Source organism: Paraburkholderia nodosa, from assembly GCF_001718195.1.
GTDB classification, from domain to species: Bacteria; Pseudomonadota; Gammaproteobacteria; order Burkholderiales; family Burkholderiaceae; genus Paraburkholderia; species Paraburkholderia nodosa_A.
In genome coordinates, this window is sequence record NZ_MCNV01000028.1 from 1 (window position 1) to 20,973 (window position 20,973).

A 20,973-nucleotide genomic window follows, 5' to 3' on the forward strand; every position below is an offset into this window, starting at 1 on the left:
GATTTGTCGACGGCGAACTGGTGGGAAACGCCTGGACCGAAGTCGGCAGCGTGGCGATCGGCGACGTGATCACGCGCGTGTCACGTGATGGCGCACGCTGGGTGGTGAACGGAGAGAAGTACTACAGCACGGGCAGCATCTTCGCTGACTGGATCGACGTGTTTGCGCGCCGCGACGACACGGGCGAAGACGTGATCGCGGCCGTGCGCGCGAGGCAGCCCGGCGTGACACATCACGACGACTGGGATGGCTTTGGCCAGCGCACGACGGGCAGCGGCACGACCACGTTTGTCGCCGCCGAGGTGGACGAGATCGACATCATCGATTTTTCGACGCGCTTCAAATACCAGACCGCGTTCTACCAGCTGGTGCTGCTCGCCGTGCTCGCGGGCACGGGCCGCGCCGCGCTGCGCGACATCTCGCAGGAGGTGCGTTCGCGCCGGCGCATCTTTAGTCATGGCAATGCGCCTTCGTTCGCGCAAGATCCGCAGGTCCAGCCACGAGGCGAACGTCGACGCCGAACTGGATTCCGCACGCGGCCAGAGCGCGATTGCCGAGGTCGCTGCGGAAATGCCCGGCCGCCACCGCGTGCTGCAGGTGGACATTCGTCGCCGCCACCACGCGCACGTCGATCGGAATACCGTGCTGGGATCCAAGCCGCACGACCTCGCGCTCCTGCATCACGCGCAGCAGCTTGACCTGCATCGACAGCGGCAGGTCGCCGATCTCGTCGAGGAAGAGCGTGCCGCCGTTGGCCGCCTCGAACCAGCCCGGCTTGGCGTTGAACGCCCCCGTGAAGGCGCCTTTCTCGTGGCCGAACAGTTCGCTTTCGACCAGCGTTTCAGAAAACGCGCCGCAGTTGACCGCGACAAACGGCTTGTCGCGCCGCCCGCTCAGGCTGTGGACGTGGCGCGCGATCAGTTCCTTGCCCGTGCCGGTCTCGCCGATGATCAGGATATTTGCGTCGCTGGGCGCGACCAGCTGGATCCGCTCAAGCAGTTCGATCGAGCGGGGATCGACGAAGACCTGCGCGCGTGCACGGATCGAGGCTGATGCCCAGCAGACGCGGCGTGCCGCCCTAAGAATGCTGACGCGGCACCAAACCCAGCCATGCAGCAAGTTCGCGGCCGCTGCGAAAAGATCCGGCGTTGCCGATCGAGGCTGCGAGGGCCGACGCGGTAAGTGGCCCGATCCCGGGTATTGTTTCGAGAAGCCGACCGGGCGCATCCGTGCGATGGATCGCGCGGATACGACCTTTGAGCTCAGCCACCTTGCTGCCAAGTTCGCGCAAGTGCTCGACGAGCATTTGGATTAACGCCCGGAACGGCTGAGAATGTCCATCATCACGTGTGGAAGGAGCGGCCATGGCCCGTTGGCCACGCAGTTGGATACCCTGTGGCACCACGATGCCGAATTCGCCAAGAAGCCCGCGTATTTGGTTGGCAAGTGCTGTGCGTGATTTGACTAGGCCGGCGCGTGCGCGATGCAGCGACAGCACTGTCTGTTGCGCCTGCGTCTTGAGCGGTACAAAGCGCATGTTTGGTCGCGTTATCGCCTCGCAGATTGCTTCGGCGTCGGCCGCGTCGGTCTTGTTGCTCTTTACGTAAGGCCGGACGAACTGCGGGGCGATCAGTCGAACGGTGTGTCCGAGCTTGGTGAGCTCAAGGCCCCAGTAGTGCGACGAGGCGCACGCTTCCATGCCGATTACACACGGTTCGAGCGTAGCAAAATACCGAAGTACATTCGCGCGTCTTAGCTGTTTGCGTACAACGATTTCGCCTTGCGAATTCACTGCGTGAGCCTGCATCACGCTCTTGGCCAGATCCAGTCCAACAGTCGCTATATTCATGATGAACGCTCCTTTGCCGTGAACGTCACGACTTCTCCACTTTGGCATAAACCCCTCGCTGGGTAGCGGGGGTCGTCCATCACATCAGAGCCGACGGCTGGCCTGCCGGTAGGGCTTATCGACGCCCGGACTGCGCGAGAAGGGCTTCCACCACGTTGAAGCCGACGCAGTCGGCCGGATCCAGCCGGCGCAGCTTCGCAAGGAGCCTCAGGGCAACCGCGCGTTCGCAGCGGCGAACGCTGATAAAGGCCAGCGCCTTCAGCGTGAAGAGCCAAAAGCGTGCCGGTCCAGGAATCGTGAAATCTGTGTCGCCTGGCTGTACGGCACACCAGTCAATGTCAATTGACGCTTCCCGGGCTGCAGCTGTCAAAGCCTTGGTTGCAACTTCCTTCGCCTCGCCAAGTTCGCCCCGGTTCGCGTGAAACTTGTATAGCAGATAGTAGGGTGGCAGGCAGCGCGGGTGAGAAAGAACGGCGGTCCACAATGCAGCGGTCACATCGTCCCAGCGGCCGCCACGTGTGTCCTCGATTAAGCGCAATACGGAAGGAGGCACGGCGCCGCCAAACAGATCTGCCGACTCAATGCCAGTAAGGATATTCATTGATTTGCTCCGAAGCGATAAGCCTTCTGCACCTTCCTGTGGTAGGCGGAAGCCGAAATGACGAGGTCGTTTTCGTCTATCCGAACTTGAACTGGATTCCGTGACCACCCCTCGGATACTCCCAGGAAAGGTTGTGGTGTTCCCCGCATAGAATGCGACAACTGCCGCATTCAAGGCAACCGTCGGTAATTAGTGTCACGGCGCCGTTGTTCTCATTCCGATAACAGGAAGCGGGGCAGACGAACGTACAGCTTTTATCGCTACATTCATTAATGCAGGTTTCGGGATTTCTTATTTGGACGTGTGGCCGGCCAACGTCAACGCGGTAACGGTTTTGGAATAGCTTCTCGTCGATGTTCACAGTAAGTCTGGTCATCGGAAGGCCCTCCAGAGTTTGTATGCGTCGCCCACCAGGCCTGTTAGTGAGCGACTTTTGCGGAAGCTCGCCATGACATCCACTTTCTTTGTCTGCTTGTCCACGCCGTCGACCGTAATCATTGTCCGAGCCGCTTTAGCGACTAGATCAGGATATGTGGTGAAAAACTGCGGATTGTGATGCAAGATCTTCGGCATGTCTCGGTACTTGAACAGGTCCTTCATCACGAAACTCTTGTCGAGCGCGGCCTTGTACCCGGAGAGGGCGCTAGCCCGATAGCTGTGGCCTCCGGAGGCTTTTGTGGTTATCGCGGTCTCCGCGGCGAGACGTCCTGTCGTCATGGCAAGATTAGAACCTTCGCGATGTACGGAATTGACGAAGCCACCGGAATCGCCGACGATCATCCAGCCGTTCCCGTACACTTCCGGGATTGCATTGAAGCCCCCCTCGGGGATCAGATGCGCACAGTACTCCTTCATTTCACCGCCGGCGATGAGCGGGGCGATGGACGGATGACGCTTCATTTTTTCAAGTAACACATATGGGCTTGTACGGTTCGAGTTGTTTTTGAAGTCGCTCAGCATACAGCCGACGCCGATTGTCAGCGACTCCTTGTTAGTGTACAAGAAGCCGGTTCCAGCCATGCCATCGGTGATTCGGCCGACCATCTCAATGACGACGCCTTCGTTATCGGCAACATTAAACCGCTGGCAAATTGTTTCCTCAGGCATAAAGAGAATCTCCTTCACAGCCAGCGCGACATTGCCCGCCTTGATTTCGCCGTGAAAACCTGCCTTACGCGCCAATGTCGAATTGACGCCGTCCGCGAGGACCACGATGTCCGCATAAACTTCACCGTGTTGGCGGTCGCATTGCACGCCGACAACCTGGTCTCCGTCCATTATCAGGCGATTCACGGTGGTCTCGCAGATCAGCAAAGCGCCTGCTTCACGTACTTTCGACGAAAACCACTTGTCGAACTGTGCCCGTATGATCGTGTAACGGTTATATGGGGGATTGTTGTAGTCTTCGCTGCGCGCGTGCGTGCCCACAAACGAGGTATCGTCGAGCATCCACAGGCGTTGCTCGATGATGTGGCGCTCGAGAGGGGCATCGTCACGGAAGTCCGGAATGATCTGTTCCAGTGCATTGGCGTAAAGGATCGCGCCCTGAACGTTTTTGCTTCCGGGATACTCGCCGCGTTCAATCTGAAGCACTTTCAGGCCGCCTTTCGCCATAACGTAGGCTGCGGCGTTGCCTGATGGTCCAGCTCCGACCACAATGGCGTCGAATTTGGGGGAGGTTATCATGTTTGTTTTCCTTACGAGTCTAGCCGCTGCGGTATCAGGTGCTGCTTAAAGGCCTGTGTTAGTTCCGGTAGTACGCGCATTGCGTCCCCCACAACGCCGTAGTGTGCGTAATCAAAAATCGGTGCGTTTGGGTCGGTGTTGATCGCGACGATGACGTCAGAGCTTTCCATTCCGACCCGATGCTGGATCGCACCAGAGATTCCCGCGGCGATATAAAGCTTGGGCCTGACAGTTTTGCCGGTCTGTCCGATCTGGCGTTCGGCTCGGACCCAACCCGCCTGAACGCATGGGCGGCTCGCGCCGACTTCGCCACCGAGCACCTGCGCCAGCTCGAATAGCAGCATGAAGTTCTCGCGATTCTTGAGTCCCTTGCCGCCGCTCACGATCACGTCCGCGTAGGCAAGGTTGATTTGATCACTTGTCTCGTCAGGGATGAAGTCAAGCAATTTGGTTACTATATTGGCCTCGATCATCCCGAGCGTTTCCTGCACGATCTCGCCACTGCGGCCTTGCTGCGCCGGCGGCATGGGCATGACTCGTGGACGCACAGTCGCCATCTGAGGGCGGGATTCGAGCGTCATGATCGTACAAAGCAGAGAGCCGCCGAAGGTCGGCCGCGTCGCAGCTAGTACACGCGAGGCGGGATCGATATTCAACTCAGTGCAGTCGGCTGTAAGGCCAGTCAGAAGCCGTGTTGCGACCGAGCCCGCGAGATCTCGGCCCATTGAAGTCGCACCGAGCAACAGTATCTCGGGGCAGTACTTGCTAGCCAGATCTGACAGGCCTTTCGTGAACGGTTCGTTGCGATAACCGCGCAACACCGGATCGTGGATGACATACGCTTTGTCCGCACCCAAGGTGAACGCCTCAGCGGCAAACTGCTCGAGTGGCTCTTCAGTACCACCGAGTACCGCGACAGCGACGTCGCTGCCGAGTTTATCGGCGAGCTTGCGAGCCTCACCGACCAGTTCCCACGATACGCTGTGCGCACGGCCACGATCGTGCTCGATGAAGACCCACACGCCCCGATAGTCTTTCATACGGTCGCGGAGTTCTACGTTGCAGCCGTTAGCGTGTGCGATCGGCTCGGCCGGTTTTTGTTTCCAAGCAACAAGCGAATTCATGCATTCCTCTCCGTGAGCCGCAGGTCCATCTCTAGCGTCGGATGGCGAGTAAAGATCTTACGCACAAGTTGAGCCGCCGCGTCCTGGAGACTCGACTCGTCGAATTCGATCATCTCGGTATCTTCTGCACGCGGCGTTGCGCCGAACACCTTACGTACGACGGTAGGTGAACCCTTCAGCCCGATCTTGCTGGCGTCATCGATCCCGGCCTGCTGGCGGTTCCACTTGCGCACGGGGAAGCCAGCGGCATGGATTACTCTGGGCAGTGTTGCGAAACGCAGATCGTTCGTGTTCTCAAGCATCGTGACAAGGCACGGCAACGCCGTCTCGAGTACCTGAACGCCCCCTTCAGCACGGCGTTCGGCCATGATCGTGCGTCTGCCGAGGTCGATCTCGAGGATTCTCGACACGTAGGTAAGCAGTTGGATGTCCATGCGCGTCGCGATGCCCGGGCCGACTTGGGCTGTATCACCGTCGATCGTTTGTTTGCCTGCAAAGATCATATCCACTGAGCGTTCACTCGCGATCTGGCGGATCGCGGCGGCCAACGCATAAGAAGTGGCGAGCGTGTCGGCGCCGGCGAACGACCGGTCGGTGATGAGCACGGCGTCGTCTGCACCGTAGCTGATGCATCTACGCAGTGCGTCCTCGGCCTGTGGTGGTCCCATAGAAAGTATCGTGACCCATGCGTCGAAGCGGTCTTTTAGCCGTAACGCTTCTTCTAGCGAGAAGAGATCGTAAGGATTGACGATTGCCGGCACGCCTTGCCGCATGATGGTGTTGGTCACAGGGTGAACCCGAATCTGGGCAGAATCCGGTACTTGCTTGATGCAAACGACAATATGCATTGAGATTCTCCTAATCAGACGCCGCTGGGTGCCGACTGCGACGCGCACAGGCTTTTCAGGAAGACGACATGGCGGTCGGCGGCCTTCTAAAGACTTTAAACACTCGTTGTTTAGGGGGCGCGGATACAACGAAGTCGTCGCAGGCCTTCCGCAGCAAGCCGTGATAGATCAGCCGTCGTGGAGGGCGGCGCGTCGTCCTGTTGTTCGATGTACCGAAAGAAACGTTTCATGATGTGCAGGCGGTTCAACTTCACTATCCTTTTGTCGAGGGCAATGCAAAAGAGACGCGGAAATCCTCCATAGATGAAAACGGACGAAGTCTCGGATAAGTCCTTCCATGGGTTTGCTCCTCCTAAGTCCGTTTCTCGCTATGAGCGGCCTCCAGGACGCTCTGACTCGCGTGCTCCGTACCTCACTCAAAAAGCGGCGGAGATCGATTGCGCTAGGCGCCTTCTTATGTCGCGTGGCGAAGGCGCGGATGTGCGGCGGCAGTAGCGGCACAAGCCGCTCCGATACCTTCAGGCCCGAAGCGTCATATGCGTCACGTTCGCCTTGAGACCCAGAATGGTTGCCTAGCACTGTAGACCGTTGCCGGCAGACCTCTGCAGGATCGAATCCTTCGTAGGTTGCGACGTGTTTGGAAAGGCCGTCTGTGTGAATTCGCGCTTCGTGAGTAAAAATGCCTCGACCGATGATGCTTTTTCCAAAGGAGACGGCTCGGCCCGACGCATGTTCGACCAGCAACGAAATACCGGGCGGCGCGTTAGTGTCGACGCCGGTATCTCGTCGCAGAAGATGACGTGCTCCCATCACGACTTCCTCTAGCGCCGCGTTGCCGGCTCGCTTGCCTAGACCGTTGACGGTGGTGCTGGCATGTGTTGCGCCTGCCGCAAGGGCCGTTAACGTGTTGGCTGTGGCAAGCCCGAGATCGTCGTGCGCGTGGATTTCGATCTCGAGGTCCACGGCAACGCGCAGCGCCGCAATCGCCTGGTATGTCTTAAACGGATCCAGCACGCCGACCGTGTCTGCGAAACGCAAGCGCTGAACCCCTTGCTGCTGTGCGCATTGAGCCACTTCGATGACAAAGGAAGGATCCGCGCGCGAGGCGTCTTCCATGCCGAGAGAAATGGTTGCGCGACTTCCGATTGCTATGTCGACTATGCGGTCAATTTGACGCAGAACGCACGTACGGGACTGCTGCAGCTTGTGGCGCAGATGAATATCCGAAACAGGGATGGAGAGGTGAGCGATATCGGCATTGCAACGCAATGCCGCCGCGAGGTCGCCTTCGGTGAGGCGTCCCCAAACGACTATACGAGAGTCGAGACTTAAGCCGGAAATTTCCGCTATGCACGCCATTCCCTCGTCGCCCATTGCGGGAACCCCGACTTCGAGTTCCGTCACGCCGGCCTGAGACACGGCGCTCGCGATCGCGCATTTTTTCTCGGCGCGAAATGCGACTCCTGCAGTCTGCTCATCATCGCGGAGCGTCGTGTCATTGATAATTGGAAGATGCATGTCAAGTCTCTCCAGAGGTGTCGATTGCGCCGCAAACATCGTGCCAATGGGACGTTCCGGCCGGAGTATGGTTCTGTTTGAACCTGAAAGGCATCATGTCGGGATTCGGAGTACTTGGTGTGATAAGTCGCGTCGGGAATGTGCCATTCCCAACAGTGTCGCGCTTGAATCTGGCCGATCGGGTTATCGGCGAACGCGAAAGCGGTTGCTTTGATCGCGAGTAATTCAAATGAATAAGAACTGAGACACAGCGCCAGCGTGGCTGGACTACCCATGTGTCATGGTGACGGAGCACACGGCGATGCTCTCGGCTTCAAGTATCGTCCACTCGCACATCGTGCGTTTTCGCGATGGCATGGATTTCGCTGGGAGCAATGGCACACCCACCGTTCATTGCGGAGAGATACCATGCACGACTGCGCGAATGCCGGCGCTCTGATCTTGGCCGACGGCGCCAGAGTCACACACATCATGCCATCGGTGTCGGCCGCGGATCCACTTGCCGGATACGGCCGCCCCGATTCAAATGGCGCACCAGCCGGGTCAAGTTGCTGTTCGACCGACGCACCAGAGAACATCAATGCGGAGGTGTGGGAAAGGATCAGAGATCACCCGTGTTATTCGGAGGAAGCGCATCGCCATTATGCGCGCATGCATGTCGCAGTGGCGCCCGCCTGCAATATCCAATGCAACTACTGCAACCGAAAGTATGATTGCTCGAACGAGTCGCGGCCTGGTGTGGTATCAGAGAAGCTCGCGCCGGATCAGGCCGTGAAAAAGGTGATGACCGTCGCCTCGAGGATTCCGCAATTGACTGTCGTCGGGATCGCGGGCCCGGGGGATGCACTGGCCAATCCGAACAAAACGTTCGACACCTTTCGTATGCTTCGCGAACTCGCGCCGAAAATTAAGCTATGTCTTTCGACGAACGGCCTTTCTCTGCCTGACTATGTCGACGAAATTTGCGATTACGGCATTGATCACGTGACGATCACTATCAACATGGTCGACCCTGTCATCGGCGAAAAGATCTATCCATGGATCTTTTGGGATCACAGCAGAGTCACGGGCGAAGAGGCCGCGCGAATTCTGCACGAGCGGCAGATGCTAGGGCTCGACATGTTGAGCGCGCGTGGCGTACTTACGAAGATCAACTCGGTACTCATCCCTGGCATCAATGACGAGCACCTGGTCGAAGTGAATCGTGAAGTAAAGCGGCGGGGTGCGTTTTTGCACAACATCATGCCGCTGATCTCGGATCCTACGCACGGCACGTATTTCGGTGGCCGTGGCCAGCGCGAGCCTACCGCTCGCGAGTTGAAGGCCGTGCAGGACGCCTGCATGGGCGGCGCGGCCCTAATGCGCCATTGCCGGCAATGTCGTGCAGATGCCGTAGGCCTTCTGGGCGAAGACCGCCATCACGAGTTTTCGCTTGCAAGCATCGAACACATGGACGCCGTGGACAAGCTTGATCTTGGCAGTACACGTCAACGCCGCGTGGACGCCGCAAGCGATGGAGAGCGCGAGATGAAACATAAGACACGAAGCTTGTCAGGAGCGACCCAGGTGCTAGGCGATGTCGAGGTGCGGATTGCCGTTGCGACGAAGGGAGATGGGCTCGTCAACGCACATTTCGGCCACGCTTCCGAGTTCCAGATTTTCCAGGTCAGCGCCGCTGGAGCCCTCTTTGTCGCGCACCGCCGCGTGGGCGCCTATTGCCGCGGCGGCGATGGCGATGAGGATGACTTGCGGCCGATCGTACACGCGATCAACGATTGCCATGCTGTGCTGGTTGCAAAGATTGGCTTGTGCCCACGGAAGTCGCTATTAGAAGCGGGAATCGAACCCGTGGATATGTACGCCCACGAACCAATCGAAAAAGCCGCGCTTGCATGGCTCACCGATTATTGTGGCCGTCTCACGACTGGCGAAATTGACCACGCGGACCGCGGCGACGCGACAATCCCACAGATCGGGTTGACTAAGGTGGGAGAAGACGCCCCTGTTTGAGCGGCAGGTAGCGCAGTCGTCCTGACGTGCTCGGTTACACCGAAAATCATCACAAGGAGTGCATGGTATGGCCCTAAAGATCATTTCCTCCGCCTGCACTGGCTGCTCGGCTTGCGAGCCACAATGCCCAAACGTCGCCATCATCGAGAAAGGCGGCGTCTTCGCAATTGATCCGAGAAAATGTACCGTGTGCGAGGGGCAATTCGATAGTCCGCAATGCGTGGCGGCGTGCCCTGTGGACGGGTGCATCGTGCCGGCCTAGCGCTCTGTTCCGCTTGCCTTGCGCAGTGTACCCGACGATTGTTCAATTCGACGATTTTTAAATCATGTTGCCAAATTTTGCAGTGACACCCGCCGCCGAAGAGTTCCTTCACCGTATCGTGCGCTTTTCCGGTCTGCCATCCGGTGCGGGCGTTCGTATTTGTGTGAGTACTTGCGGTTGCTCCAGATACGAAGCCGGACTGAGCGCCACGGCCGATGCGCAGCCCGGTGATGAGACTACGGAGATCAATGGACTGCGGATTTTCTTGCCGGCAGAAACTCGGCTGTTGCTCGACGGCTTTACCGTCGACTTCGTCGAAACACAAGACAGGTGTGGCCTTGCATTCAAGAGTGGCAATCATGCATTTGGCGCCGCCGCGCGCGCGCGGCGGCGCAGGCGAGTTGAGCGTCTCGCGCATCGACGCGAGTGCGATCGGACGCCGACGTAACTCATTGCCACGGGAGGTGTCATGAAGCGTGCATCCCGGTATTTAAATGAGCTGGGCGTGAGGGACGTCGAGAGCGACGATGCAGTCGAACTTGCTTTTCCACCACGGTTCGCCGTTGGCGAGCGAGTGATTGCACGTGCCGTGATTCGTAACGACGGTACATACAACGGTAAGGCTATGGGGGAGCTGCTCGTGAGCCAGGGCGATGCCGGTTATGTCACTGCAATCGGCACGTTTCTGCAGCGGTTCTACGTCTATGCGGTTCACTTTTTCGAAGGAGACCGCCGCGTTGGAATGCGCGCGAAGGAGCTCTGCACGCTCGATCGCCTGCCGCAGGACGTGCTCGCCCAACTGGGGAGCCGCGCCGACGCGCTTCGCTGGATCGGTTCGTGGCACGCCGATATGGAGAAGGAGAACTGCGCGCAGATGCCGACGCTAAGCGCTGAGCGCATTAGCGAGCCGTTCGATGATGGTGGACTCCCTTAACTCAGCCAGTTTGTGTGGGATAAGGCGGGATCGTACTGCGCACGTGCGGCATGTCCGCCGGTTGTTGCAGCCATACGTCTGGTGGCGCGAATCGCTTAACCAACCCGGGAGATATCAACGTGAAGGTCACAATCCGAAAGGATGACAATGGCGTATTCAGGGCCTATGTTCCGAAGAAGGATGTCGAGGAGCCAATCGTCTACATCGATGGAGCGCAGCTTTGGGGTGGACGTATTACGCTTGCTAACGGCTGGGAGTTTCAGTTGCCCGAACTTGCGAGCGACACCTCGCTTCCGGTAACTGTCGAGGCGCGGCGCGTGTCAGGCGGGTGGGAATGACATGGGCCTTACTGTGGAGCAGATTCATGCGATAACTGAGCTGGTTTGTACCGAACCGACGCTGCAGGAAGCCGCGGTAATTTGGCGAAAGCGCTATCCCGATGTGCGTATCATTCGGATCACCGCAGTCGAGCTAAGCGATGAGAAGCCCTTCCTCGAGTTCCGTGGTCGCCGGGTCTATCTAGCGACATGGACCGGCTTTTGCATTAATGTGACCACGGAGGCAGCGCAAGCGGATATGCTAATATTGGCAGAAGAGGCGTTTTGCGATGGCGACTGAAGAATTCGCACTTTGCGAGCTTGCATACCACACTACGGCGATCTAGTGTTTTCCCGGGCTTTTGAGTCGTTGGAGCGGTGGTCCGACGCTCGATTCGTTCGAGCTTACGGTCGCTCGGCGCAGCGATGCCGTTGTCACGGTGAATCGACGCTCGGCAGCTCGATGACCCTGCGTGTGCTGGGCATCGGGCTGGGTGACGCAATTACCAGCGCACCCTGCACATCTCATCCCATAGATTGCACATGGATTATCTTGGCCGGCTTAGGGCCTCGCATGTATTTGCCGATATCAACTGCCTCGACGTGAGGAGGACAGTGCAGAATATCGGTGAGCGGACGTACGCAATTAGTCAGTGACGGCGAACGCTTGGCCTACGAATTGCAATACCGGTTTTCGGTCACGGGAAGGTGGGTTGACCGTCGGTGTCTCGCGGTTTTCGTGTGCCGTTTAAGGCTGGCTCCGGGTCAGCTCGCCGCCTCGTTCGGCATCGCGCACGTAGGATGCCTCGATGAACCAACTGCCAAACGCAACATGTGGAAACCTCGCTAGCGCGAGGCGTCGGGATGTTAGGCGGTGCTATGCATCATAGAACAATAGGAATCACGCGCTCTATGCCGTCTTCACCTGCACTGTGTTCCGCCTGGGCCGCCAACGAAGACGTATCGGGTCCACCAACTTGGATTGTGGTTATCGGCGGAAATATAACCGCCATCTCCGTTGCTGAATGGACCGGCCGCGTGGTAGCAGGTCGATCGCACCGACAAGTGCGGATCATCCCAGGCAGCAGTGTCAGCGAGGTTGTAGTAGTAGAGGTTGCGCTGGGTTGTAGTAGTAGAGGTTGCGCTGATAAGCTGCGTGGCCATATAGTGGGCTGTCCCAACTACCACTACCGGCGCCTGGCCAAGACGTAAGCCCAGTTGTTTCTGTACCAAACGAAATCAAGGTCGCGTTATGACTGTTCTGTCCGCCTTGATAGAACTCCGCGGGGTAGTAACCAATCGCCACGCCGTCACGAAAGAGCCACCAGTTCCCGTGTGCGTCGCGATGATATCCGGCACTGAACTCGTGCTGTTGACCGCCGGGAGAACTGATGTCAACTAACGCGCCCCCGAGTACCGCTTTCTCCGAAACCTGCACGAAATCCCCGCAGCTGTTGTTCCAGCATCCGGTGTTCACGTAGTTATCGGCGGTGCTGTAGATGAAGAAGTGCGGCAGATTGTCCCCAAACTTGGAAGGCGAGACTACCCAGCCAGTCTCTTCTGACTGTAAAGGGTTTGCACCGCCGGCTCTGTCTCCACCAATAATCCAGATCTGGGACAAACTAAAGAACTGACCCGCCGCAGCATCCACTTTCGGATTCCAGACATTGAACGTGACGTTGCCCCCGAGATTCTCGACGTTTTGCTCGAATGTCGCATATTTGTGTGTATAGGTATCCGCGGAGAGTAATTGACTCGCGATAAAGGGTGCATTCGCTGATTCGCTGCTTGACGGGAGCCTGGTCATCGGTGGAGGCGCCTTTCTGTGATATGCATCTACTGTCGGAAATCGACTAAGCTCTTCCAGTGTGACTCTATTCAAGGGGACGCTGCCCGTACCACAGCTTGGCGTATTCACGCCGTTTTGCAACTGTTCCGACGACCCTACCGATCGGCTGGATAAGTCACCGTTGAGGTTTGTCGCTGACGCTAACTGTGGAGGTGTTGCTATTTTCCTTATTTGATATCTCCGGACAGCAGGTTGCTCCATCACCGGAACGCAGTCATAGGTTTGGCCGTTCGCAATAAAGCTCCCTGAGACGTGTACTCCGTTGTAACGTTCAATAATCGCTTGGCGCATCACTTCGAAAGCAGACGGATCATTGACTTTGTAGGTGCGCGATATTGGAGGCTGATTGTCTGACTCAAGATGCGCCCCGGACCCTCGGCAAGGGTGGCCAATAAAATCCTGAGCGGCGGCAGCTTTCGTGTCAGCCATGAATCTGTCAAATGATTCCATATGGGAATCCATGCTCTGCGAGTATGCGGGCATTGTCCATGTTGATATCCCGATCAGGAACGCAGAAGAGACATATTGAATTGTGTTTGCAAGTCTACCGAGTTGTTTCCCGTTGCGAGGATTTACAACGAGGAATTCTTGTGCACAGAGGTAAATAGACTGCGGCGACATATGATTTTCCTTGGACTTAACTTTTTTGCAAGCCAGATATGGAATGACAGGCGCCGGCTCATTGTGGCGTTTCAAGGTCGATTCAATAATTGCATGCGCTCAGCCGCGGAATAATTGCTCAAATGCCCTTCACGAGCGGCCTGGCGGCGTGCTGCCGTAATGAGTGCCTTGTTGCGTGGAGGGGCGGACGGTGCGCTGACCTGCTTATCCATCGCATTACTGCTACAGCGCGGACAAGACGCCAACGAATTGGTGCGTACAAGTGTCTCGAACCGAAAATTGCAGTTGCGGCATACATAGTCGTAAAGCGGCATGAGAAGTTTTCCTCAATGGGCAAGGTTGTGCGACGGAGCATCATCGGCGAAACGCGACGATTCGCACATGCCGTTTTTGAGTCGGTCTACCGTTAGCAGCAGCTGTAGTCCAAAATCCGTGGCCATGTCGAAAGCGGTTCGCCCATCTGGCGCGACCAAGCTGTTACTCGCACCAAGGGATATTAGCAACCACATGACGTCGACTCTGCCGTTGGCGGCTGCCTGCATCAGGTATGTGACGTCGTGCGCATTGGCATGATCGACATTAAGACCGGCACTGATCAACCGTAGAATCGGTCCGGGCGTTCCGCATAGACATGCGTACCATAGCGCATCGTTTCCGTTGTCGTCGAGCGCACTGACGGGTGCACCTTCGTCGAGCAACGCGGCGACGATACGGTCTTCCCCATGCATCGCTGCGAGCATCAGCGGCGTTATTCCGTCAACGCTGCAGGAATGAGCATCCGGAAAGTCGTGTGCCGACAGCCATCTAGCGACTGACGAACGTGCACGAGCTTGCAGACCCTCATCAGCGTGCGGGAGGCTTTGAGCGTTCCCTTTTCGACGTGCGGCATCATCGATTAGCAGTGCCATGGAAATTCTCCAGTTAGATTACGTGAGCGTTGTGATAGCTTGTGTGCATGGTGGATTCTTCATGAGGAAGCACCGCTGCGGAATGCAACCTAGACCGGTCTGTTTTCGTTAGGATCACGGACTGGGCCCATCAGTTCGAGTCCATGCGCGTAACTGATGGGATCGAAACACAAGTCGAACTTCGACCCGGCGTCGGCGACGGCGTCGAGTTTTCCCGCTGTGTCCTTTTTCTTCAGCTCTGCCTTGTCGAGATACAGGAGCTCAAGTATTTCGTTGTAGACCGTCGATTCCACGATAGGGAGGACATAGAATACTGCGCCCTGATAGTGCGCCTGATAGCGGCTCGAGAGATCGATGTTGTCGCAGAACAGAAAGTACTTTCCGTTGGGCGAGAGTGCGTCTCCCAACACTTCGGCGACGTCTTTCAGATGTTCGAAGCTCAATAACCACCCCGCGAAAAATATGAGATGCGGGTTGCCGACGTCGGCCACTGCCATGACCTGCTCGCAAGACAGCTCTGGCGGGCGCGCTTCATCAGCGAGTTGCGGTCCGAAGCGCAGCGCGAGTTCGCCGCGAAAACCGATGCGCCGAGGTGTACTGGTTGGACCCTTGAACACTGCATTGAGTAAACGGCCCTCGAGTTGCAAGCGGGCGAAAACGGTCTGGTCAAGTTCCTTGTCAATAGTCATATCGTTCATTAGGTTCTCCTCTTAAGTTTGAATAACTTGTGAATTGGCAGTGACAGTTCGCAATCGGTCAAGAAGGATGGAGTTTCACTTGCAACTTTCGTACCACCACATCCCTCCCTCCCTCCCTCCCTCCCTCCCTCCCTCCCTTTCTGGCCCACTGCCATTGAGCGAGGTGGGCCGAAAATGGTGGTGAAAATCTGGTTTGCGACAACAACGCACGATTTGTCAGGAAGCCGACGCTGCGAACGTCGGTAGGCGCCATGCCGACATGTTTTCTCAAAGCGCGATGTGCATGGCATTTCAACGATTCTGGAGTGTTGGCATAGAAACTGCACTATAGCGATCCGCGCGGACACCATCCGGCCAATGCGTGACTCCACAGAAGAAGATCATATGGACACTGCACGCTGAGGACATGATCGCGGCTTTGCAGCCTTGATTGGCAACCTTGGTTTAATCCTTCTATCTCAATGGAGTACCACGATGGCTCAACTTCGGCAGATCGCATTCTACGGAAAGGGCGGGATTGGAAAATCGACCACGTCGCAAAACACGCTCGCGGCGCTCAGCGACCTTGGGCAAAAGATCCTCATTGTCGGCTGCGATCCGAAGGCAGACTCGACACGGCTGATACTGCACGCGAAGGCGCAGGACACAATTCTCTCTCTCGCGGCGGAAGCCGGCTCTGTGGAGGACCTCGAACTCGAGGATGTCATGAAGATTGGCTACAAAGACATACGCTGTGTGGAGTCGGGCGGTCCCGAGCCGGGTGTCGGCTGCGCGGGTCGCGGTGTGATTACGTCGATCAATTTCCTGGAGGAGAATGGCGCCTACGACGGAGTGGACTACGTCTCATACGATGTGCTGGGCGACGTGGTGTGCGGAGGCTTTGCAATGCCAATTCGCGAGAACAAGGCACAGGAGATTTATATCGTGATGTCAGGCGAGATGATGGCTATGTACGCTGCGAACAATATCTCAAAAGGGATTCTCAAGTATGCCAACAGCGGTGGTGTGCGTTTGGGCGGCCTCATTTGCAACGAGCGCAAGACCGACAAGGAACTCGAGCTTGCGGAATCGCTCGCAGCGATGCTCGGCACACGTCTGATCCACTTCGTGCCGCGCGACAACGTCGTGCAACATGCGGAACTACGCCGCATGACTGTGATCGAGTACGCGCCAGAGAGCGCACAGGCCGGCCAGTATCGTGCGCTTGCAGAGAAGGTGCATAACAACGCCGGCAATGGCGTGATCCCAACGCCGATCACGATGGACGAACTCGAAGATCTCCTGATGGAAAAAGGAATCATGTCGCAGGTCGATGAGGCGAAGGTTGGCAAGACAGCGGCTGAGCTGACCGCTTGACGGCTGCGGGGATGACGGTTGCCGTGCGGCGTACGGCAACCGATCCCGGCGATCCCATTTCTCCACTTATGGATATGTAATGACCGAAACGGTTGAAGAACGTAAGGCCGCTCACAAGGCTCTCATTGACGAAGTGCTGCGAGCTTACCCGGAGAAGATGGCCAAGCGGCGGGCCAAGCATTTATGCACTTTCGAGCAGGGTAAGCCGGACTGTGGGGTGAAGTCCAACATTAAGTCGCTGCCTGGTGTGATGACGATTCGCGGCTGCGCATATGCCGGTTCGAAGGGCGTGGTCTGGGGGCCGATCAAGGACATGATTCACATCAGTCACGGACCAGTCGGCTGCGGCCAGTATTCGTGGGGTTCGCGCCGCAATTATTATGTCGGAACAACCGGAGTCGATACGTTTGTCACAATGCAATTTACTTCTGACTTTCAGGAGAAGGACATTGTGTTCGGTGGCGACAAGAAACTCGACAAAATCGTCGATGAGATTCAGGAGCTGTTTCCGCTCAACAGAGGCATATCAGTTCAAACCGAATGCCCGATCGGTCTGATCGGCGATGACATCGAGGCAGTTTCGAAGAAGAAGAGCGCACAGTATGGCGGGCACACAATCGTACCCGTACGCTGCGAGGGATTTCGCGGCGTATCGCAGTCGCTTGGGCATCATCTCGCAAACGATGCGATTCGCGATTGCGTGTTCGACCGTGTCGATCCGAATAAATATTCCGCGCTCGAGTCAACTCCGTACGACGTTGCGATCATCGGTGACTACAATATCGGTGGCGACGCATGGTCAAGCCGCATTCTCCTTGAGGAGATGGGTTTGCGCGTTATTGCGCAGTGGTCGGGCGACGGCACGCTCGCTGAACTGGAGAATACGCCGCGCTCAAAGCTTAACCTGCTCCACTGCTACCGGTCAATGAATTACATAAGCCGGCATATGGAAGAGAAGTATGGTGTCCCTTGGCTCGAATACAACTTTTTTGGTCCCACAATGATTGAAAGGAGCTTGAGAGAGATTGCGAGCCGATTTGACGACACGATCAAGACCAAGGCCGAGAAAGTGATCGCCAAATACCGTCTGCTCACGGATGCGGTAATCGCGAGATATAAGCCACGCCTCGAGGGTAAGAAAGTGATGCTTTTTGTAGGCGGCCTTCGCCCGCGCCACGTCATCGGGGCGTACGAAGACCTCGGCATGGAAGTCATTGGCACAGGCTACGAGTTTGCCCACAACGATGACTATCAGCGCACTACGCATCACATTCACGACGGCACGCTAATTTACGACGACGTGACCGGCTACGAATTCGAGCGGTTCGTCGAATGCATGCGGCCGGACCTCGTAGGTTCAGGAATCAAGGAAAAGTACGTCTTTCAGAAGATGGGTGTTCCTTTCCGCCAGATGCACAGTTGGGATTATTCAGGACCGTACCACGGCTACGACGGATTCGCGATCTTTGCGCGCGACATGGACATGGCAATTTCGAGTCCTGTCTGGAATCTCTCCAAGTCACCTTGGAAAAAGGCAGCGTGAGCCAGGTGGCCCCGTTGGCGGTACGGCCGTGTCGCCGGACGGCTCTTCAGGAAATCGATTCAGGAGCGAGTCATGCCCCAATCAAGCGACAAAATTCTCGATCACGAACTGCTCTTTCGCGAGCCGGAATATCAGGAGCTTTTGCGAAACAAGAAGCAACATTTTGAGTTTAACCATCCTGATGAGGCGGTGAGAGAGGTTGCCGAATGGACAAAGACTGAAGACTACAAGCAGAAAAACTTCGCGCGCGACTCGCTAACCATCAATCCAGCGAAGGCCTGCCAGCCTCTGGGGGCGGTATTTGTGGCAAACGGCTTTCATAAGACACTGCCGTTCGTGCACGGCTCTCAGGGCTGCGTGGCCTATTATCGCTCACACTTTTCGCGGCACTTCAAGGAGCCGACGTCGTGCGTGAGTTCGTCAATGACCGAAGACGCGGCGGTTTTCGGGGGTCTCAATAATATGATCGACGGTCTGGCGAATGCATACAACCTTTATAAGCCCGAGATGATCGCCGTATCGACGACCTGCATGGCAGAGGTCATCGGTGACGACCTCGATGCATTCATCAAGAATAGTAAGCAGAAGGGAAGCGTTCCGCAAGACTACGACGTGCCGTTCGCTCACACGCCCGCGTTTGTCGGCAGTCATGTGACGGGTTACGACAACGCTCTACTGGGCATTCTCAAACACTTCTGGGACGGCAAGGCCGGTACCGCAACACCACTCATACGTGTGCAGGACGAGAGTGTAAACTTTATCGGTGGCTTTGACGGTTTCGTGGTGGGCAACATCAAGGAGGTTCGACGTATCTTCGATCTGTTCGGCGTGAACGTCAACATCATCTGCGATCCTTCCGACACATGGAACACACCAACGGATGGCGAATTCCGCATGTACGAGGGTGGGACCACGAAGGAAGAAGTTGAACGTGCCCTGAATGCGAAAGCAACGTTCATTTTTCAAGAATATTGCTGCGAAAAGACGGCGAAGTATATCGCGGAACACGGCCAAGAGGTAATTGTGCTTAATTCGCCAGTCGGCGTTTCTGGTACCGACCATTTCCTCATGGAGATATCGCGTGTCACGGGCCGACCGATTCCGCCTGAACTGGAAAGGGAGCGGGGGCAACTCGTTGATGCAATGGCGGACAGTCAGGCTATTCTCCATGGCAAACGCTATGCGCTCTACGGCGATCCCGATCAGATGCTAGGTTACACGCAATTCCTGCTCGAGCTCGGTGCAGAGCCGGTGCATATTGTGTCGACAAACGGTAACGACGGCTGGGCCGAGAAGGTCAAGGCGTTGTTGGACGCGTCGCCATACGGTGCGGGATGCAGCGCCTATCCGAAGCGCGATCTCTGGCATCTGCGCTCGCTGCTATTTACCGAACCAGTCGATTTCCTGATCGGCAACACTCATGGGAAATACTTGGAGCGTGATACGCGAACACCGCTAGTGCGACTCGTGTTTCCTATTTTTGACCGGCACCACTATCACCGTTTCCCGACGTGGGGATATGAGGGAGGATTGCGCGTTCTATTGGCACTACTTGACGAATTCTTCGAAAAGCTCGATGCAAGTACAATCGACATTGCAAAGACTGATTACAGTTATGACATTGTTCGCTGATGACAGAATGATTGTTGCCTAGACTTGGTTTGCCCAGGCCCTCGACGTGGGCGATCGTGCGCGGCCGCTCGGCGGATCGCGGTCCGCACGATTTTTTACTAGTTGTCCACAGCACGCGGGTATGGCCGCGCTCCGTAGTCCGATTAGCAACTATCCTCTAAAAGCCCCTGCTGGAAGTTGTAAATCTCGATGAATTGACTTGATGCAATGAAAGAGGGCAGGGGAAGTAAGCCCTGCTGGTGTAGAGCGGGATTCGCGCGCTCATCTTCTCCGAGGAGCACGCAAACGGACGCGTCTGACACAGCCCTCCGTGGACGAATACGACGCTAGGTGTCCGCCTGGACATGGTTCTTGAGCTGGGCGAGAAGAACTGGAAGCTCCGCCCGTTCGCCACGTCGATCCCGATCAATTTGATCGCCGTGAAGTTTGTTGCGATTTCGAACCGTCGTCCAGGACTGAGGTGCAGCTGCCTATTTCCGGCGAGTTGAGCGGCCGTTTTGGTGAAGTCGACCAGGCTAGGGGGAGTGCGGCGTAGAGTTCAATTCTACCGCGACTGTTCGAGATCGGACTAGGCGCGTCATTCTTGCACATCGAATCGCCTCTTCGCTGCAAGCTTGGGTGCTCAATGGATGCTCAATTCGTATCGGGAAGCGTGGGCGATTTGAGCCGGGCGCGCCAGTGCTTGGGGGAAATTGGTTGGTAATGATCGAGTACCGCGTGCCGGCGTGATTGTCGCTTCAATACCTCAAATAGCCGGGCGAAGCCCACGTAAAGCACGGAAAGGCACGTGTCGGCAAGTCTGCTGGCCGAAGGCGCAGGCAAGCAGTCTTTTCCGGCGCCAGTGGCCCTGTCAGGATCAGGTTCTGTGCATTGCGGATCCAATCAAAGCTGGCGAGCGACGAGACCCTTGTCGAGTCCGCGGCTCTTGCCGACAGCGTCTGGCATCGAGATTGAACCCGGTACGCGTGTGCGCGCCACGGTATGGCGTCAATCCAGCGCAGTTGCGACTGGTGCTCCGCAGGCTGATGCCAGCATGATTGCTTGCCCAGCGGTACTCACATATGGCTGGGCAACGGGTGTTAGGTGACTGAACGAACCCGTAAGTGCGTTCATTCTGGTACTGTTGATACCAGCGCGCAAACCAACCTAGGCTTGCACGACTCTCATTGCATTCGGTGGTCCGCGCGTCGCCGATTCACCATCTTGTTCTGCATCGA

Annotated in this window: 18 protein-coding genes and 5 pseudogenes; 10 read left to right on the plus strand and 13 right to left on the minus strand. The window is 56.8% G+C overall.

The annotated features are described in order from the left end of the window. A pseudogene (locus tag BFD71_RS39520) lies at nucleotides 1-494 on the plus strand (acyl-CoA dehydrogenase family protein); the annotation flags it as partial. Between the two features lie 61 nt (nucleotides 495-555). Here the strand turns inward: BFD71_RS39520 and BFD71_RS32045 are convergent. The 9 genes and pseudogenes from BFD71_RS32045 to BFD71_RS39535 all read right to left on the minus strand — a co-directional run. Next, nucleotides 556-1,119, minus strand: a pseudogene (locus BFD71_RS32045) (sigma 54-interacting transcriptional regulator); the annotation flags it as partial. Next, a pseudogene (locus tag BFD71_RS42360) lies at nucleotides 1,082-1,849 on the minus strand (IS110 family transposase); the annotation flags it as partial. The pseudogenes BFD71_RS42360 and BFD71_RS32045, both read right to left, overlap by 38 nt. Before the next feature lie 115 nt (nucleotides 1,850-1,964). Beyond that, nucleotides 1,965-2,450 carry a hypothetical protein gene (locus BFD71_RS32055; RefSeq protein WP_069268286.1) on the minus strand — a complete coding sequence of 162 codons (486 nt, stop codon included), beginning with the start codon at nucleotides 2,448-2,450 and terminating at the stop codon, nucleotides 1,965-1,967. A 76-nt stretch (nucleotides 2,451-2,526) separates the two neighbouring features. Continuing rightward, nucleotides 2,527-2,826, minus strand: coding sequence for a ferredoxin family protein (locus tag BFD71_RS39525; RefSeq protein WP_083245578.1), 300 nt, complete (start codon nucleotides 2,824-2,826; stop codon nucleotides 2,527-2,529). After that, on the minus strand, nucleotides 2,823-4,136 hold the full coding sequence (locus BFD71_RS32060; RefSeq protein WP_069268287.1) for an FAD-dependent monooxygenase: 1,314 nt from the start codon (nucleotides 4,134-4,136) through the stop codon (nucleotides 2,823-2,825). The genes BFD71_RS39525 and BFD71_RS32060 overlap by 4 nt, the downstream gene beginning before the upstream one ends. Before the next feature lie 11 nt (nucleotides 4,137-4,147). Next, nucleotides 4,148-5,260 carry an electron transfer flavoprotein subunit alpha/FixB family protein gene (locus BFD71_RS32065; protein WP_069268288.1) on the minus strand — a complete coding sequence of 371 codons (1,113 nt, stop codon included), beginning with the start codon at nucleotides 5,258-5,260 and terminating at the stop codon, nucleotides 4,148-4,150. Then, nucleotides 5,257-6,108: an electron transfer flavoprotein subunit beta/FixA family protein gene (locus tag BFD71_RS32070; protein WP_069268289.1), complete on the minus strand. Its 852-nt coding sequence runs from the start codon at nucleotides 6,106-6,108 to the stop codon at nucleotides 5,257-5,259. Before BFD71_RS32070 ends, BFD71_RS32065 begins: the two co-directional genes overlap by 4 nt. Nucleotides 6,109-6,163: 55 nt before the next feature. Continuing rightward, nucleotides 6,164-6,362 (minus strand): annotated as a pseudogene (locus BFD71_RS42365) (nitrogenase-stabilizing/protective protein NifW). Nucleotides 6,363-6,507: 145 nt separating this feature from the next. Beyond that, nucleotides 6,508-7,626, minus strand: a pseudogene (locus BFD71_RS39535) (homocitrate synthase/isopropylmalate synthase family protein); the annotation flags it as partial. A gap of 408 nt (nucleotides 7,627-8,034) precedes the next feature. Here BFD71_RS39535 and nifB point away from each other — a divergent pair. The 6 genes from nifB (at nucleotide 8,035) to BFD71_RS32095 (ending at nucleotide 11,450) form a co-directional block, all read left to right on the plus strand. Further along, nucleotides 8,035-9,636: a nitrogenase cofactor biosynthesis protein NifB gene (gene nifB / locus BFD71_RS32080; protein ID WP_176732983.1), complete on the plus strand. Its 1,602-nt coding sequence runs from the start codon at nucleotides 8,035-8,037 to the stop codon at nucleotides 9,634-9,636. 67 nt (nucleotides 9,637-9,703) lie between these two features. Beyond that, entirely contained in the window at nucleotides 9,704-9,898 is a 195-nt protein-coding gene (locus BFD71_RS39540; protein ID WP_083245579.1) for a 4Fe-4S binding protein, read from the plus strand. Nucleotides 9,899-9,962: 64 nt separating this feature from the next. Beyond that, nucleotides 9,963-10,346 carry a HesB/IscA family protein gene (locus tag BFD71_RS39545; protein ID WP_141710869.1) on the plus strand — a complete coding sequence of 128 codons (384 nt, stop codon included), beginning with the start codon at nucleotides 9,963-9,965 and terminating at the stop codon, nucleotides 10,344-10,346. Between the two features lie 21 nt (nucleotides 10,347-10,367). Further along, entirely contained in the window at nucleotides 10,368-10,832 is a 465-nt protein-coding gene (locus tag BFD71_RS32085; protein WP_141710870.1) for a nitrogen fixation protein NifZ, read from the plus strand. A gap of 119 nt (nucleotides 10,833-10,951) precedes the next feature. Next, the gene (gene nifT, locus BFD71_RS32090) at nucleotides 10,952-11,170 is read left to right on the plus strand and encodes a putative nitrogen fixation protein NifT (protein WP_069268344.1); all 219 of its coding nucleotides are present in this window, start codon (nucleotides 10,952-10,954) and stop codon (nucleotides 11,168-11,170) included. Nucleotide 11,171: 1 nt separating this feature from the next. After that, the gene (locus BFD71_RS32095) at nucleotides 11,172-11,450 is read left to right on the plus strand and encodes a hypothetical protein (protein ID WP_069268291.1); all 279 of its coding nucleotides are present in this window, start codon (nucleotides 11,172-11,174) and stop codon (nucleotides 11,448-11,450) included. Between the two features lie 789 nt (nucleotides 11,451-12,239). On the opposite strand, the gene BFD71_RS39550 is transcribed toward BFD71_RS32095, so the two are convergent. The 4 genes from BFD71_RS39550 to BFD71_RS32110 all read right to left on the minus strand — a co-directional run bounded on the left by BFD71_RS39550 (nucleotide 12,240) and on the right by BFD71_RS32110 (nucleotide 15,225). Then, entirely contained in the window at nucleotides 12,240-13,694 is a 1,455-nt protein-coding gene (locus BFD71_RS39550; RefSeq protein WP_141710871.1) for a neprosin family prolyl endopeptidase, read from the minus strand. Further along, nucleotides 13,691-13,933 carry an FmdB family zinc ribbon protein gene (locus BFD71_RS39555; RefSeq protein ID WP_083245582.1) on the minus strand — a complete coding sequence of 81 codons (243 nt, stop codon included), beginning with the start codon at nucleotides 13,931-13,933 and terminating at the stop codon, nucleotides 13,691-13,693. Before BFD71_RS39555 ends, BFD71_RS39550 begins: the two co-directional genes overlap by 4 nt. A 12-nt stretch (nucleotides 13,934-13,945) precedes the next feature. Continuing rightward, a complete protein-coding gene (locus tag BFD71_RS32105; protein WP_069268293.1) occupies nucleotides 13,946-14,527 on the minus strand; it encodes an ankyrin repeat domain-containing protein in 582 nt (193 codons plus the stop codon). A gap of 89 nt (nucleotides 14,528-14,616) precedes the next feature. Next, nucleotides 14,617-15,225 (minus strand): hypothetical protein, encoded by a 609-nt coding sequence (locus tag BFD71_RS32110; protein ID WP_069268294.1) that lies wholly within the window; start codon nucleotides 15,223-15,225, stop codon nucleotides 14,617-14,619. A 474-nt stretch (nucleotides 15,226-15,699) separates the two neighbouring features. On the opposite strand from BFD71_RS32110, the gene nifH reads away from it, so the two are divergent. The 3 genes from nifH to nifK all read left to right on the plus strand — a co-directional run bounded on the left by nifH (nucleotide 15,700) and on the right by nifK (nucleotide 19,756). Beyond that, complete coding sequence (gene nifH, locus BFD71_RS32115; RefSeq protein ID WP_069268295.1) at nucleotides 15,700-16,581, plus strand: nitrogenase iron protein; 882 nt, start codon at nucleotides 15,700-15,702, stop codon at nucleotides 16,579-16,581. A gap of 79 nt (nucleotides 16,582-16,660) precedes the next feature. Beyond that, nucleotides 16,661-18,124: a nitrogenase molybdenum-iron protein alpha chain gene (nifD, locus tag BFD71_RS32120; protein WP_069268296.1), complete on the plus strand. Its 1,464-nt coding sequence runs from the start codon at nucleotides 16,661-16,663 to the stop codon at nucleotides 18,122-18,124. A 72-nt stretch (nucleotides 18,125-18,196) separates the two neighbouring features. Next, on the plus strand, nucleotides 18,197-19,756 hold the full coding sequence (nifK, locus tag BFD71_RS32125; RefSeq protein ID WP_069268297.1) for a nitrogenase molybdenum-iron protein subunit beta: 1,560 nt from the start codon (nucleotides 18,197-18,199) through the stop codon (nucleotides 19,754-19,756). Nucleotides 19,757-20,973: the final 1,217 nt, after the last annotated feature.

Bases quoted from the DNA above. Each gene is read 5' to 3' on its own strand.
- BFD71_RS32065 (WP_069268288.1), bottom strand. From the start codon at position 5,260: ATGAATTCGCTTGTTGCTTGGAAACAAAAACCGGCCGAGCCGATCGCA.
- BFD71_RS39555 (WP_083245582.1), bottom strand. From the start codon at position 13,933: ATGCCGCTTTACGACTATGTATGCCGCAACTGCAATTTTCGGTTCGAG.
- BFD71_RS39525 (WP_083245578.1), bottom strand. From the start codon at position 2,826: ATGACCAGACTTACTGTGAACATCGACGAGAAGCTATTCCAAAACCGT.
- BFD71_RS32060 (WP_069268287.1), bottom strand. From the start codon at position 4,136: ATGATAACCTCCCCCAAATTCGACGCCATTGTGGTCGGAGCTGGACCA.
- nifD (WP_069268296.1), top strand. From the start codon at position 16,661: ATGACCGAAACGGTTGAAGAACGTAAGGCCGCTCACAAGGCTCTCATT.
- BFD71_RS32085 (WP_141710870.1), top strand. From the start codon at position 10,368: ATGAAGCGTGCATCCCGGTATTTAAATGAGCTGGGCGTGAGGGACGTC.
- BFD71_RS32070 (WP_069268289.1), bottom strand. From the start codon at position 6,108: ATGCATATTGTCGTTTGCATCAAGCAAGTACCGGATTCTGCCCAGATT.
- BFD71_RS32105 (WP_069268293.1), bottom strand. From the start codon at position 14,527: ATGGCACTGCTAATCGATGATGCCGCACGTCGAAAAGGGAACGCTCAA.
- nifK (WP_069268297.1), top strand. From the start codon at position 18,197: ATGCCCCAATCAAGCGACAAAATTCTCGATCACGAACTGCTCTTTCGC.
- BFD71_RS32095 (WP_069268291.1), top strand. From the start codon at position 11,172: ATGGGCCTTACTGTGGAGCAGATTCATGCGATAACTGAGCTGGTTTGT.
- BFD71_RS32055 (WP_069268286.1), bottom strand. From the start codon at position 2,450: ATGAATATCCTTACTGGCATTGAGTCGGCAGATCTGTTTGGCGGCGCC.
- nifB (WP_176732983.1), top strand. From the start codon at position 8,035: ATGCACGACTGCGCGAATGCCGGCGCTCTGATCTTGGCCGACGGCGCC.
- BFD71_RS39545 (WP_141710869.1), top strand. From the start codon at position 9,963: ATGTTGCCAAATTTTGCAGTGACACCCGCCGCCGAAGAGTTCCTTCAC.
- BFD71_RS32110 (WP_069268294.1), bottom strand. From the start codon at position 15,225: ATGAACGATATGACTATTGACAAGGAACTTGACCAGACCGTTTTCGCC.
- nifH (WP_069268295.1), top strand. From the start codon at position 15,700: ATGGCTCAACTTCGGCAGATCGCATTCTACGGAAAGGGCGGGATTGGA.
- BFD71_RS39540 (WP_083245579.1), top strand. From the start codon at position 9,704: ATGGCCCTAAAGATCATTTCCTCCGCCTGCACTGGCTGCTCGGCTTGC.